Source organism: Streptomyces flavofungini, from assembly GCF_030388665.1.
GTDB classification, from domain to species: Bacteria; Actinomycetota; Actinomycetes; order Streptomycetales; family Streptomycetaceae; genus Streptomyces; species Streptomyces flavofungini_A.
On record NZ_CP128846.1, the window covers coordinates 4895481 to 4909882 of the forward strand.

Sequence of the window (14402 nt, forward strand, 5' to 3'; positions counted from 1 at the left end):
GAATACAGCACAGCTTAAATCTGCCTTCGAATCTTTTCGCTTGTCTTACGAATGGGGCCGGGGCACCGTCGAGGCATGCGCATCGCCGTCCTCGCCCTGCTGTGGGGCTCGAGTTTCCTGTGGATCAAGCTGGCCCTGGAGGGCGGCATCGCGCCGCTGCACGTGACGATCGTGCGCTGCGCGCTCGGTGCCGCGGTGCTCCTGGTCCTGGCCCGCTCGGCCCGCCAGCGCCTGCCGCGCGCCCGCCGGATCTGGGGCCATCTGCTGGTGGCGGCCCTGTTCTGCAACGCGCTGCCGTTCCTGTTGTTCAGCATCGGCGAACAGACGGTCGACTCCGGCGTCGCGGGCGTCATGAACGCCACGACCCCCCTGTGGTCCCTGGGACTCGGGCTGCTCCTCGGCACCGAGCGGGGGCTCGGCCCGAAGCGGCTCGCCGGTCTCCTGCTCGGCTTCGGCGGCACCCTGCTGATCTTCGCGCCCTGGCAGCAGTCGGGGCTCGCGACCTGGGGCGCCCTCGCGCTCCTCGCCGCCGCCGTCAGCTACGCCGTCGCCTTCGCGTACATGGCCCGCCACCTCATCGGCCACGGCACCCCGCCCCTGGCCCTCTCCGCCGCCCAACTCCTCGCCGCCACCGGCCTGACCACGCTCGGCCTGCCCGCGAGCCCGCACACGGAGTCGGCGCCGACCCTCACCGGCGTCCTCGCCCTCGTCGCCCTCGGCGTCCTCGGCACCGGCCTCACCTTCCACCTCAACTCCCGCCTCATCGCCGACGAGGGGCCGACCGCGGCGGCCACGGTCGGCTATCTGCTCCCGGTCGTCTCGGTCGGCCTCGGCGCGCTGGTCCTGGGGGAGGAGGTCGGCGTACGGGTGCTGGCCGGGATGGCGGTGGTGCTCGTGGGGGTGGGGCTGACCCGGGTGGCGACGGCCCGCACCCGGCCGGAGCCTCACCTGCCGAGCAGCGACCGCACCGCGGCCCGGTCCACACCGGTGAGCGCGCGCACGACCAGCGGCGTGAGCAGCACGAGCAGCCAGCCGACGGCGCCGACTCCGGCGACCTGCCAGGGCGACTCGATGTAGTACGCGTGGTGCTCGCCGCCGGACGTGTAGTCGAAGAGGCGGTACCCCGGCCAGTCGGTGTAGCGCGCGAACACCCACGAGTACGCGGGGAACAGCGCGACCGCCCAGCCGGTCACCCACAGCGTCAGCGCCACCACGAAACTCGTCACCCGCCACGGGAACATGACGATCTGGAACACCAGCGCCCGCCACCCGGCCCCGTCCCCGATCCGGGCCAGCGCCCGCGCCCAGACCCCGCCGTCCCCCGCCCGCACGGCCGCGGGCCCGGCCACCTCGACGCCGAGTCGCACCCGCGCCCGCCGCCGCTCGACCGCGCCGAGACCGCGCGCCCCGGCCAGCATCACCGCGAACACGGGCAGCCCGAGCAGCGTGACGGCGAGCCCCGCGCCCAGTGAGAACAGCGTGACGGCGAAGACGAAACCGGCGACGGCGATCGGCAGCGAGACGAGCGTGTACCCGAACTCGCGGAAGGTGACGGCGGCGAAGGGGGCGCGCCAGAAGGAGGGGCGCGGGGAGGCGGGGCCCGGGGACTCGTGACGCGCGGAGGGAACGGGCTCCTGGACCGGGGCCGTGGAGGGCGTCGGGGTCGGGGCGGGGGTGTGGGTGTGGGTGTGGGTGTGGGGGAGGGTGCCGATGGTCATCAGGGGCCTCGTATTCGTCTGTTCGCCCGGCAGGGGACGTACCGTGCTGACATCCCCGACTCTGCTGCGTGGACGGGCGCGAGGGCATAGGGGGAGACGGTGTCCGGGGGTGTACCCAGCACCCCTCTTCGCCCCGCCCGCGGGACGGCGGGCCGCGGGCACCACCGGGCGTCGCGGCCGAAAAGCAGCGAAGGGCCCTTCCGAAGTCCGGAACTCCGGAACTCCGGAACTCCGGAAGCCCGGAACTCCGGAAGCCCGGAACTCCTGGAGACCGCGGGCTTCATCAACGACCACTGAGCATCGGCGTGCGGCGGCCCGTGCCCACCGTGCCCCGGCCGCCGGCCGGCTGACCTCTCGCACATGACGAAGGCTCCGACCACGGCGTCGTCGAAGGGGGCTGAGGGAACCGCTTCGGCGCGAGGGGCGAAGGACAGGTGAAAGCCCAAGTATTCGAGCATCGTCCCTTGGACGAGAGGAGCCCCGATGACCGTCGTACCAGGCGTCGGCATCGGCACCCCGCGTGCCGACGCCGAGAGCGACGCCTCAGTGATCGCGCGGTCCTGGGACGAGCCCGAGGCGTTCGCCGTGCTCTTCGACCGGCACGCCGACGCCGTGCACCGCTATGCGGCCCGCCGCCTCGGCGGCGAGGTCGCCGACGACCTCGTGGCGGAGACCTTCACCACCGCGTTCCAGCGGCGACATCGCTACGACCCGGACCGTGGCGCGGGCACCGACGCCCGGCCCTGGCTGTTCGGCATAGCGACCAACCTGGTCGGCAGGCACCGGCGGGCCGAGGCCCGCCGGTTCAAGGCCATGGCCCGGGTCCCGGCCCCCGCCGACCACGACGAGCCGCTGGCCGACCGGGCCGCGGACCGGGTGGTGGCGCGGGCCGTACGCCGTGAGCTGGCGGCGGCGCTGGCCGCGCTGCCCGCTCGGCACCGGGACGTGCTCCTGCTGGTGGCGTGGGGGGATCTCAGCTACGGGGAGGCGGCCCAGGCCCTTGGTATCCCCGTGGGCACGGTCAGATCTCGGCTGCACCGGGCTCGCAGCAAGCTGAGCGAAGCACTGGGCGGATCCAATCCGACGGCACTGCGAGAGGTATCCGACCATGAATGACGAACTCGAACTCCTGAGGGAGTGGGACGCGGACGCGACCCCCCTCACCGGTCCGGCCCGGGACCGGGCCCGGCACCAGCTGCTCAACGCGATGGCCCACGCGGACCGGCGTACCGCCCCCGGCCCCGGTCGCCGCCACGCACTGCGCCTCGTGGCGGCCGCGGCGGTCGCCACGGCGGTCACGGGGACGGCGGTGCTGATCGGCACGGACGGCTCCGGCGAGGGCGGCGCACCGGGCACGAGCACCCCGAGGGTGAAGATCGCCGCCGCGACGGTGCTGAACGGGGCGGCGGCGTGGGAGCGCAAGCGGGAGAAGGAGCCGGTGGCGCCGCGCGACGACCAGTTCATCTACTCGAAGCGGATCATCAAGGAGACGGAGCAGAAGACCGGAAAGGTCAAGACCTACACCGACGAGATGTGGGACTCCGTGGACGTCTCCAAGCCCTCCTTGTCCATGGAGCTGGGCCGCGAGATGTGGGAGGAGCCCGCGGGGAAGGGCGGCGGGGTGTGGCCGCCCCGGAAGTGGAGCGAGCTGAAGAAGCTGCCCAAGGACCCGGAGAAGCTCATCTGGACCATCGTCTCCTCCGGCTCCCGCGACGGGTCCGACAACCGGCCGGTCAGCGACCTCGACAAGCTCAATCGGTACGAGGCCTACTGGCTGCTCGGCGAGCTCCTGAAGAACCCGGTCCTGCCCCAGGGACTGCGCCCCGCGGCATACGAGGCGCTGGCCCTCGTGCCCGGCGTCAGGACGATCCCGGGAGTGCAGGACTCCGCCGGGCGGACCGGGGTGGGGATCGCCCATACCGGGCGTGGCTCCTACAAGAGCAAGTACCTGATCTTCGACCCGGCGTCGTATGAGTTCCTGGGCTTCCGCGACGAGCGGGTCTCGGCTGACGGGAAGAAGAAGTACGGCCAGCTGTCGCACGTGGTGGCCTGGGGGATCGTCGACCGGGTGAGGCAGCGCCCGTAGTCCGCTGTCCCTCAGGCCAGGACCCGCGGGGCCGCCGGAACCGGCAGCCGGCCGTCGGCGGCCCCACACGTCGAAGGGCCCACACGTCGAAGGGCCCACGTCGAAGGGCCCCACCGCGAACGGTGGGGCCCTTCGACATCGTGCCCGGTGAGGCACTGGCGGAGGATACGAGATTCGAAGGTGAACGCAACCGGAACCGCGACCGCGCACCGGTTACTTGCCCGGTTCGGGCCCGTACCACTGCAGTGCCTGACCGGTGACGGCGGCGATGCAGTCGAAGTCGCGGTCGCGGTGCAGCAGAGTCAGTCCCTGAAGCTCTGCGGTGGCCGCCACGATGAGGTCAACGGCTCCGGCGCTACGGTGCTGCCCGCGCTTGGTGAGTACCTCCTGGACCTGCCATGCGCGGTCGTGGGCTCGGTCGTCAACGGGCACCCAGCCGAAAAGCAGCCGTATGTCCTCGATGCCCTTCGCCCGATCCGCGGCGGATCGGGCGCTGTAGCAGAATTCGAGCTCCGTGATGGGGCAGGTTGCGATCAGCCCAGCTGCTGCGGCCTGGTCCCAGCCGTATTGCTCGGCGTCAGCGCGCATGAACCTTGCGAGCGCGCTGGTGTCGATCAGGAACTGTGCCGCGTTCACCTGCGGTAGTTCCGCTTGTCCTCGAAGAGATCCAGGTCGAAGGCACCTTCGTCGGCCGTTGTCCGCAGCCGCGCCAGCGCGAGCGCGCGCCGCCGGTTCTCCAGAACCTCGCGCAGGGCGGTGTTGACGGTTTCCTTCTTGGTGCTGGTGCCCAGAGCCTTGGCCACGTCGGCGACCAGGCCGTCGTCGAGATCGATCACGGTCCGGGTCATCGACGCACCTCCATAGATACCTAATGTGCCACTGAGTATATCTCGCGAGGTGTCGTACGTGTGAGTTGCAGAGAGTGGCGCCTACGGCGAGCCCTCGTCCGGTCGGCCATCGGGCAGCATGCGGATCTCGTCGCCCAACTCGGGGGCGGATATCTCATGACCCCGGGCGAAGCTCTTGAACACTGCCGCCCCAGTGCTTCGATCGACCGAGGAGGCGTAGCAGATCTCCATCTGCTTGCATTGATCGCACAGAAGGCTGGCCACGAGGGGCGCCAGGGTGAGTGGACCCGCTGGACTCAGCACGTAGAACGTGTCGTTGGCGACAGGCTCAGCCCATGTGAAGGACTGGCACTCGAAATCGGGGTGGTCGCCCGTTACGCACTGCATGACTACTTCAAAGGCTCGCGGTCTCGGCCGATAACTACACGAAATCGTGAGAAGCCACCGAGTGCCGCTGAGGAATTCGGCCTTTCGCAGGGCCCGTTCGAGATGCGGTCTGAACTCGGCCACGCGCAGAGCGGATTCCTGCGGGCTCCGGGGCTTGTCGCCGTGCGATGTGCGGTTGCGTTCGTTCTGCAGGGCCCGGAGATCCGTGAGGATCCCTGGAGCCTGGCCGTCGCCCTGGAGGGCGTTCCGAAGGCCGGGGGTCAGGTCGGGCTGGGTGTCGGCGATCGGCCCGAGGTGCTGGTCGAGCCAATTCGTCCACGTCCCGAAGGTGGTGCGCTTGAGGAATGCGTTTCGCAGCGCGGTCAGCCCCTGCCGCGCTCGATCTCGCTGATCACTGTCACCGGCGACACGGCCATCAACCTGCCCTCGAAGCAGCGCTGCCCCGGTGACTGCGAGGGTGATGGCGAGGATCTCGGCAGCCTCGAGCACTGCCTCGTACTGTTCCTTCGGGGTGTGTGCCCGTTGGAGCGCTCGTACGGCGCGGGCGAGGGGGTGTGGCAAGGATTCCCGGGCGGTCACGGGTGCTTGTGAGGAGCGCGGAGGATGACGGCCGTCTTCCCGGTGCACACTGCTGATCGGCACAGCCTGCGACGGCTGAGGAGTCGGCACGTGGGTAACCGGGCGTTGTGGGGCGCGCCCGGAGGGCGGTGTCGGCCCACCGGGCCGAGGCGGCCGTACGGGTGCCGGCCCAGCGGTTTGGGCCGGCACCCGTGGCACCGTGCTGGGTGGCTCCTCCTGTCGCCGCCTCCGCCATCGGCGGAAGAGCAGTCGCAGCCAAGCCGGGAAGATGCCGAACAGTGCGATGAACACGACGACGGCGAGGAGGGTGTCCAGCCATGTCGGTAGAGCGCTCGGTTCTTTGCTGCTCGGAATGGAGGCGGCCGCGACAAGCCCCCAGCCGATGGTCATCCAGAACGCCCAGTCCCGGTACACGGGGTCGTCGAACAGTCCGAGCGCCGCGTTGCGTCGCTTCGGCCGGGCCAAAGGCGTAGGCGACGACGGGACTCTGGCGCCACTGTCCATAGAGCTATGGTGCCTCCGGTTGTCGTCCGAAAAAAGCGTCGCGTAACGCTCAGTCGATGCTTCGGAAGCCTTGGGCGGCAGGACAGTTCGAGAGCCGGAGCGGTCTTGCCGGGTGCGGAGGATACGAGATTCGAACTCGTGAGGGGGTGCCCCCAACACGCTTTCCAAGTCTTCGTGCGGCCGTCCGGTGGTGGTCGTGGGTGTACTGACCTGGGGCTGCGTGCTCAGGGGAGGGGACGCCGGACAGCGCCGGACGGTGGTGAACAAGACCGGGACCGAGACCACGGTTCGGTCTGTGCCGAGCCCTGGATGAGTCGAATCAGCCCTGTTCACGAGGCGGAGGGAGTAGCTCCGGCCAGGGGCACCACGCTGTTGGGCCGGGCCACCACGCTCCGTCGAAGGGCGGAACGTTGTCGATCCACAACACGGCGGCCAGCTCCTGCGGTGGCACCCACGCCGCAGCGTGGGTCGTAGGGGCGGGCAACGGTTCGGGGCAGAGCTGATCGCTTACGTCCTGGTGGAACTGCACGCGCGGCCCGCCCGCCACGAGTGTGTCGAGGAAACCGGCGGACAAGCCCACCCAGGGGTGACAGGCCAGGGCCACGACGAGCGGTACGGCGCCCGGATATGGCGCGTGGTCGTCCACCTTCTCCCGCACCGCTGCGGCGATCCGGGTCTCGGCCATCGGGCCGTGGCACGACAGATGCCCCCAGCATGCTCCCGCGCCTCCAGGCGCTGACTTCTCCTGTTCGACTGACAGCCGCGATATGCCCAAGCTGGAGACCGGCACCGGCGGGGACCGGCCCGACCGCTCGCGCCGCCGCAAGAGGGGCCTCGACGGCGCGGGACGCCGATGGGGCGCGCCTCGCGCGGCGACCGTTGCGACCCGGTAGGCGCGACGTGCGGGGAAGACCTCGCCGACGTCTGAGGCGCGGGGGCGGTGGCGCCGTGTCTCGAGCCGCGCCCGGCGATTGGGGCCGACTGAGACGGAAACCGAGACGGAGAACGTCGAAGGGCCCCACCGCAAGCGGTGGGGCCCTTCGACATCGTGCCCGGTGAGGCACTGGCGGAGGATACGAGATTCGAACTCGTGAGGGGTTGCCCCCAACACGCTTTCCAAGCGTGCGCCCTAGGCCTCTAGGCGAATCCTCCGCCGCAAACAATACAAGACGCGAGGGAGTGCTCGCGAACGCGTTCCGGTCTGGGGGACCTGCCGCGTTCGTGTCCGGGGAGCGGGCTCGTTCGCACCCCCCGGGATCGGCTAGGGTGGGGGCCAGCCCCTCACGTGGCGCTATCTGACTGAACTCCCCCAGGGCCGGAAGGCAGCAAGGGTAGGTCGGCTCTGGCGGGTGCGTGAGGGGCGCTTTGCGTTCCGGGGCCCGGGTGCGGTGGGGCCGGTGGGGGCGGGGGCTTCGTCCGGGGCGGTCCGGGTTGTCAGTGGGCGCCTATAACCTCGTACACGTGTCGTCTCTCGCGCTGTACCGCCGTTATCGCCCGGAGTCGTTCGCCGAGGTCATCGGGCAGGAGCATGTAACCGACCCGCTGCAGCAGGCGCTGCGCAACAACCGGGTCAATCACGCGTACCTGTTCAGTGGCCCGCGCGGCTGCGGCAAGACGACGAGCGCGCGCATCCTCGCCCGGTGTCTGAACTGTGAGCAAGGTCCCACTCCCGCCCCGTGCGGCGAGTGCCAGTCCTGCCGCGACCTCGCGCGGAACGGGCCGGGCTCCATCGACGTCATCGAGATCGACGCCGCCTCGCACGGTGGTGTGGACGACGCGCGTGACCTGCGCGAGAAGGCCTTCTTCGGGCCCGCCTCCAGCCGGTACAAGATCTACATCATCGACGAGGCCCACATGGTCACGTCGGCGGGCTTCAACGCCCTCCTGAAGGTCGTCGAAGAGCCGCCGGAGCACCTCAAGTTCATCTTCGCGACGACGGAGCCCGAGAAGGTCATCGGCACCATCCGGTCGCGTACGCACCACTATCCGTTCCGGCTCGTCCCCCCGGGCACCCTGCGCGACTACCTCGGCGAGGTGTGCGGGCGCGAGGGCATCCCCGTCGAGGACGGCGTCCTGCCGCTCGTCGTGCGCGCGGGCGCCGGGTCCGTGCGTGACTCCATGTCCGTCATGGACCAGCTCCTCGCGGGCGCCCGCGAGGACGGTGTGACGTATGCCATGGCGACGGGCCTGCTCGGGTACACGGACGGCTCGCTCCTCGACTCCGTCGTCGAGGCCTTCGCCTCCGGTGACGGCGCCGCCGCCTTCGAGGTCGTGGACCGCGTCATCGAAGGCGGCAACGACCCGCGCCGCTTCGTCGCCGACCTCCTGGAGCGGCTCCGGGACCTGGTGATCCTCGCCGCCGTGCCCGACGCCGCCGAGAAGGGCCTCATCGACGCCCCCGCCGACGTCGTGGAGCGCATGCAGGCCCAGGCCGGGGTGTTCGGCGGCGCCGAGCTGAGCCGCGCCGCCGACCTCGTCAACGAAGGCCTCACGGAGATGCGCGGCGCCACCTCGCCCCGCCTCCAGCTGGAGCTGATCTGCGCCCGCGTGCTGCTCCCCGCCGCGTACGACGACGAGCGCTCCGTGATGGCCCGCCTCGACCGCCTGGAGCGCGGCGGCAACTTCATGGCCGCGGGGCCCGCCGGCGCTCCCGCCATGGGGTACGTGCCCGGGCCCGAGGCCCACGCCGCCGTGCGGCAGCCGGGCGTCGCGATGCCGTCGCCGGGCCCGGACGTCCCGCCCGGGGGCGGCGCGGCCGCGGCTCGGGCGGCGGTACGGGGCGCCGGTGCGGGTTCTGGGGCGGGTTCCGGTCCGGCTTCTGGCGCGGCTTCCGGCGCTGGTGTCGGTGCCGAAGCCGGGGGCCCGCCCGCCGTGGCCCAGCCCGCTCCCGCCCAGCCCGCTCCCGCCCAGCCCGCCCCCGAGGCCCCGCCGTCCCCCCAGCCCCCCGCCCCGGCCGCACCCCCGGCCCCCGCCGAGCCCACCGCCCCGGCCCCCGCGGCCACCCGCCCCGGAAGCTGGCCCACGGCCTCCGCACCGGGCAGCGGTGCCTCGGCCCCGAGCGGTGGCGCGACCGGCGGCCCGGCCGGTGGGCCCGCGCCCGCAGCCCCCGCGGCCGCGGCGAACCGCCCGGGCGGCTGGCCGACGGCGGCCCCCGCGGGCGGCGGCCCCGCGCAGGCTCCCGCCGCGCCCCCCGCCCAGGCCCCGCAGCAGGTCCCCGCGGCCCCGGCGCAGTCGGCCCCGGCCGCCCCCGCCGCCGCGTACACGGGCGGTGGCCCCGACCCCCGCTCCCTCTGGCCGAACATCCTCGACGCCGTCAAGAACCGCCGCCGCTTCACCTGGATCCTGCTCAGCCAGAACGCCCAGGTGGCCGGGTTCGACGGCACCACGCTCCAGCTCGGCTTCGTGAACGCCGGTGCCCGGGACAACTTCGCGTCCAGCGGCAGCGAGGACGTCCTGCGGCAGGCGCTGTCGGAGCAGTTCGGGGTGCAGTGGAAGGTCGAGGCGATCGTCGACCCCTCCGGCGGCTCGGCACCGCCGCCCGCGGCGAGCGGATTCGGCGGCGCCCCGGTGGCCCCCCGCCCCGCCCCGCAGCAGCCCGCGCCGCCGCAGTCCCACGCGCCGTCGCCGTCCCCCGCCCCGCAGCAGTCCGGCCCCGCCCCGTCGGCGTCCGCGCCCTCCGCCTCCCCGCAGGGCCCGTCGCGCCCCTCGGCCCCGGCGCCCGCCCAGGCCCCTCCGTCCAGGGCCCCGGAGCACGTCGCCCCCGAGGACGACATCCCCGAGGACGACGACCCGGACCTGGTCGACTCGGCCCTCTCCGGCCACGAGCTGATCGTCCGGGAGCTGGGCGCGACGGTGGTCGAGGAGTACCCCAACGAGTAATGAGCGGCCGGGGGGCTCCAGCGGGCAGGAGCGGCGGGGGTACCCCAGCGGGCCATGCGTAACGAGTGGAGCACTCCACCGGCCAACGAGCGGAGCGCACCACCGGCCAACGAGAGGAGCGCACCACCGGGCGATGAGCAGGGAATCCCCAGCTCCGCACCCCTCACCTGGAGAAACCCACAAGCCTCAGGCCGCCCGTGCCTCGGACGCCCGAACAAAGGCACCCCGCCCGCCGGGCTAGGCTGACCCCCGTGAAGGTCCTCGTCATCGGCAGCGGTGCCCGCGAACACGCCCTGTGCCGCTCCCTGTCCCTCGACCCCGCGGTCACCGCCCTGCACTGCGCCCCCGGCAACGCCGGGATCGCGGACGTGGCCGAGCTGCACCCGGTCGACGCCCTCGACGGCGCCGCCGTGGCCGGGCTCGCCAAGAAGCTCGACGCCGCGCTGGTGATCGTCGGACCGGAGGCGCCGCTCGTCGCCGGAGTCGCCGACGCCGTGCGGGAAGCGGGCATCCCGTGCTTCGGGCCGTCGAAGGAGGCCGCCCGGCTGGAGGGCTCCAAGGCCTTCGCCAAGGACGTGATGGCGGGCGCGGGCGTACCCACAGCGCGCAGCTACGTCTGCACCACCCCCGAAGAGGTCGACGCGGCCCTCGACGCCTTCGGCGCGCCGTACGTCGTCAAGGACGACGGCCTCGCCGCGGGCAAGGGCGTCGTCGTCACCAGTGACATCGAGCAGGCCAGGGCGCACGCCCTGGCCTGCGGACGCGTCGTCATCGAGGAGTTCCTGGACGGCCCGGAGGTCTCCCTCTTCGCCGTCACCGACGGCGAGACCGTCGTCCCGCTGCGCCCCGCCCAGGACTTCAAGCGCGCCCTCGACGGCGACGAAGGCCCCAACACCGGCGGCATGGGCGCCTATTCGCCGCTCCCGTGGGCCGACCCGAAGCTCGTCGACGAGGTCCAGGAGACGGTGCTCCAGCCGACCGTCGACGAACTGCGCCGCCGCGGCACCCCGTTCTCCGGACTCCTCTACGCCGGACTCGCGATCACCAGCCGCGGCGTGCGCGTCATCGAGTTCAACGCCCGCTTCGGCGACCCCGAGACCCAGGTCGTCCTCGCCCGCCTCAAGACCCCGCTCGCGGGCCTCCTGCTCGCCGCGGCGAACGGCACGCTCACCGACCTGCCGCCGCTGCGCTGGAGTGACGACGCGGCCGTCACCGTCGTCATCGCCTCGCACAACTACCCCGGTACGCCGCGCACCGGCGACCCCATCGAAGGCCTCGCCGACGTCGCGGACCAGGACGCCCCGGACGCGTACGTCCTGCACGCGGGGACCAGGCGCGACGGCGACGCGATCGTCAGCGCGGGCGGCCGCGTGCTCTCGGTGACGGCGACCGGCGCCGACCTCGCGCAGGCCCGCGAACGCGCGTACGCGGCGGTCGGCCGCGTACGCCTCGACGGCTCCCAGCACCGCACGGACATCGCGGAGCAGGCGGCGCGGGGCGGCGCCGCGTAACCCCGCGCGCGAGGGCGCGGGCGGCGGCGTGCGGCCGCGTAGCCCGTACGGTCCGAGTCGTCCCGCGCAACCTCCCACCCCCGCGCCCCACGGGTCTACGGTCATCCGTAGACCCGTCCGGCGTTACGGAGGGCGTCTGCTGAGCCCGCCGTATGACGGCCGCCGACTTGCCGGAACCGCGGGCCTGGTCGCCGCCGTGGACGTCGGCCCCGAGGCCCCTGCGCACGGGCCCGCGCCCTGTCCCGCGGCCGCTCGCGGAGCGGGCCAGCTTTACCCAAAGCCATTCCATCGAGTGACCGCTCGGCCATCCGGCTGACGATGACCGACACCCCAACTAGGGTGCGGCGAAGGCATTGAAGGCACTCACAGCCAAACAGCCCACCGGCATTGCGATGTCGGTGGCGGGTGCCACAGTGGGGGAGTGAGCAACGCCAACGACGTGCGCCGTCGGCTCCGGCCGCCGGCCGAGCTGTAGGCAGCAGGGGGTGACTTCGGTCGTGTCAGGTATGGGTGTGGAGGCGGGCGCGCGGGCCGCGCGTTCCCGGGCCCTCGCCGTGCTGCGCATCCGCAGCCGGGCGCTGGCCGTCGCCCTGCTGCCCGCGGCCGTCGCCGTCGTGCTCCTCGCCGCCACGGCCATGGGGCACATAGGCGGCGGCAGTTGGGCCGCGGCGCGCTGGGCCGTGACGGTGCTCGCGGTGCTCGTGCTGCTCGGCGCCGGGGCCGTCGCCCTCGTCGTCGCGCGGGCCAGACCCGCCATGAGCCCGACCGTCCCGATCACGGAGGCCTCCGCCCCCGACCTGTACCGCCTGGTGCGGGACCTCGCCGACCGCCTCGAAGTCCCCGCCCCCTCGGCCATAGCGCTCACCCCGGACTGCGACAGCTGGCTCGAGGACCGCACGCACCGCGCGCACGGCGCCCCGGCCGACGTCCCCGCCCCCGGGCCGGGCACCGGCCCGGACGGTTCGCGTACGGACCTGCCCACCCCGCCCGGCGGGACCGCCCTCCAGGACGCCCGGCCGCCCCGGCGCCGCGCGCCCGCCGCCCCCGTCCTCGTCATCGGCTCGCCCTTCCTGTGGTGGATGCGCGTCGGCGAGCTGCGCGCGGTGCTCGCCCCCGTCGTCGCGGGCACGGGCCCCTCGGCGCACCCCGACATAGCGGCCGCCCGCCGTTTCGTACGCGGTCTGGACGCCGCCGTCGCCGTCGCGTCCGCGCCGGGGCGCGGACCGCTCGCGCGCACCGTCCTCGGCGGGGTCGGGAAGGTGGCGCGGCTGCTCCTGCGCAGCTGCCGGGTGCACGCCGCGGAGATGGAGCGCGGTGTCGCGGCGGCCGCGGCCGAGCGGGCCCAGAGCGTCGACTACGGCGTGCGGATCGTCGCCCAGGAGCAGGTCGGCCTCGCGTACGCCGGGTGGGACCGGCTGCTCACCCGGGTCGCGCTGCCCGCCTGGCGCATGGGGCGGTGGCCCTCGCGGCTCGACGCGGGCGTCGTCTCCGCCCTCACCGAGCTCTCCCGCCGCGACCGCCTCGCCGAAGGCTTCGCCTCCCGGCTCGGCGAACGCCCCGCGTGCGACCTCCTGGAGGAGCCCGGCGCGGTGGACGAGGCCGCCTCGCTGCTCGCCGCCCGCCTGTTCCACGGCGGGCCCGCCGAGTCCGGGCCCGGCTGGGTGCCGGTGGCCTGGCACGAGTATCCGGACGAGGTCGTCGACCGGAAGTGGCGGATGGACGCGGCGCGCCTCCACCGCGTCCTCGACTCGCTCGGCGTCAGCCGCTCCAGCGACCCGACGGCGGCCGACCCCAAGGGGCCGACGCTCGGGCGGATCCTCGAACACCTCACGGACCCGGAGGCGATGGCGCGGCGCGCGGCGGCAGAGGTGGCCGCGGGCCGCGCCGGGTCCCGCCCCGAGGGCGGTGCCCCCGCCTCCGAGGGCCGTGGTCCTGCCTCCGGCGGCGGCTCCCCCGCCCCCGAGAGCGGTGGCCCTGCTTCCGGCGCCGCTGCCCCTGCTTCCGGCGCCGCTGACCCCGCCGCTGACCCCGCCCCCGGCCCCGCCTCCGACTTCGCTCCCGGCCTCGCCGAAGCGGGCCTCACGGACGCCGAGTTGGCGCAGGCCGGATTCGTCGCCGCCGTCGATCCGGCCGAAGCCGCCGACGCCCCGGAAGGGCCGGGCGGGGAGCTCGCCGCGAGGCTCAGCGCGGAGCTGGCCCGGGAGGAGGCCGCGGCGCCGCCCCGGCCCGCGCCGACCGGGCAGGGGCCGGACGATGCGTTGTGGGACGACGGGGTGCTGCCGTTGTTCCCGCTGCAACCGCCGCGGTCCGGGCGGGAGTTGCTGGCCGATCACGTCACGGCGATGGTGTGCTGTGCGGCCGTGGACACGGCGGGTGCGTCGCCGGGGCTCGACTGGTTGGACGGGCCCTCGCTCCTGATGCACGGTGAGCGTGCGGCCGACCTGACGCCGAAGGTGCTCACGCTGGTCGAGGACGGTGACCCCGAGCCGCTCCGCCGCTGGCTCACCGAACTGGGCGTCCGCCCCGAAAAGCCCGTCCGCCTGGTCTGACCCCGGCGCGGCGCCGATCAGCCCATCAGCCGATCAGCCCATCAGCCGATCAGCCGATCAGGGGGCTGTCCCACCCGCACGGACACCCACCCCCGGGGGCCTCTCCCCTGGGGCCCTCCCCCCGGAGCCCAGGGGCGAAGCCCCGGTTCCGGGAAGGGGCGGGGACGGGGAGCCCTCGGCGGGACACCCACCCCCACCAATTCACGACGAACGGTAACGACGCACGTGCGTAATGTGATGTGCTGGACCCGGCAGCCGACACGGCCACGTGGGACAGCGCAGCACAACACGTGGGACAGCGCGGAGCAATCCGCGCAGCCCCGCCGCGCGACCCGTGTCGA

9 protein-coding genes, 1 tRNA gene, 1 other RNA gene and 1 pseudogene are annotated in these 14402 nt (G+C 73.3%); 7 read left to right on the forward strand and 5 right to left on the reverse strand.

Features of this window, described 5'->3' with window-relative positions; translation table 11 throughout:
- Positions 1–75: 75 nt before the first annotated feature.
- Positions 76–1077 carry a DMT family transporter gene (locus tag QUY26_RS20585; protein WP_289948780.1) on the forward strand — a complete coding sequence of 334 codons (1002 nt, stop codon included), beginning with the start codon at positions 76–78 and terminating at the stop codon, positions 1075–1077.
- Here QUY26_RS20585 and QUY26_RS20590 read toward each other — a convergent pair.
- Positions 1014–1718: pseudogene (locus tag QUY26_RS20590) on the reverse strand (sensor domain-containing protein); the annotation flags it as partial. The gene QUY26_RS20585 and the pseudogene QUY26_RS20590 overlap by 64 nt on opposite strands.
- 483 nt (positions 1719–2201) lie before the next feature.
- On the opposite strand from QUY26_RS20590, the gene QUY26_RS20595 reads away from it, so the two are divergent.
- Complete coding sequence (locus tag QUY26_RS20595) at positions 2202–2834, forward strand: RNA polymerase sigma factor (protein ID WP_289948782.1); 633 nt, start codon at positions 2202–2204, stop codon at positions 2832–2834.
- Positions 2827–3804, forward strand: coding sequence for a CU044_5270 family protein (locus QUY26_RS20600; RefSeq protein WP_289948785.1), 978 nt, complete (start codon positions 2827–2829; stop codon positions 3802–3804). Before QUY26_RS20595 ends, QUY26_RS20600 begins: the two co-directional genes overlap by 8 nt.
- Positions 3805–4017: 213 nt before the next feature.
- Here QUY26_RS20600 and QUY26_RS20605 read toward each other — a convergent pair whose 3' ends face one another.
- The 4 genes from QUY26_RS20605 to QUY26_RS20620 all read right to left on the reverse strand — a co-directional run bounded on the left by QUY26_RS20605 (position 4018) and on the right by QUY26_RS20620 (position 7274).
- Positions 4018–4440, reverse strand: a complete 423-nt coding sequence (locus QUY26_RS20605) for a PIN domain nuclease (protein WP_289948786.1) — start codon at positions 4438–4440, stop codon at positions 4018–4020.
- Positions 4437–4652, reverse strand: a complete 216-nt coding sequence (locus QUY26_RS20610) for a type II toxin-antitoxin system VapB family antitoxin (protein WP_289948787.1) — start codon at positions 4650–4652, stop codon at positions 4437–4439. Before QUY26_RS20610 ends, QUY26_RS20605 begins: the two co-directional genes overlap by 4 nt.
- Positions 4653–4733: 81 nt before the next feature.
- Positions 4734–5528 (reverse strand): hypothetical protein, encoded by a 795-nt coding sequence (locus QUY26_RS20615; protein WP_289948788.1) that lies wholly within the window; start codon positions 5526–5528, stop codon positions 4734–4736.
- Positions 5529–7186: 1658 nt separating this feature from the next.
- Positions 7187–7274, reverse strand: a tRNA-Ser gene (locus tag QUY26_RS20620).
- A 120-nt stretch (positions 7275–7394) separates the two neighbouring features.
- Here QUY26_RS20620 and ffs point away from each other — a divergent pair.
- The 4 genes from ffs (at position 7395) to QUY26_RS20640 (ending at position 14061) form a co-directional block, all read left to right on the forward strand.
- An RNA gene (ffs, locus tag QUY26_RS20625) (signal recognition particle sRNA small type) lies at positions 7395–7493 on the forward strand.
- A 90-nt stretch (positions 7494–7583) separates the two neighbouring features.
- Entirely contained in the window at positions 7584–10001 is a 2418-nt protein-coding gene (locus QUY26_RS20630) for a DNA polymerase III subunit gamma and tau (RefSeq protein WP_289948790.1), read from the forward strand.
- Positions 10002–10252: 251 nt separating this feature from the next.
- Complete coding sequence (gene purD, locus QUY26_RS20635; protein WP_289948792.1) at positions 10253–11512, forward strand: phosphoribosylamine--glycine ligase; 1260 nt, start codon at positions 10253–10255, stop codon at positions 11510–11512.
- A 506-nt stretch (positions 11513–12018) separates the two neighbouring features.
- Entirely contained in the window at positions 12019–14061 is a 2043-nt protein-coding gene (locus tag QUY26_RS20640; protein ID WP_289955871.1) for a hypothetical protein, read from the forward strand.
- Positions 14062–14402 lie beyond the last annotated feature (341 nt).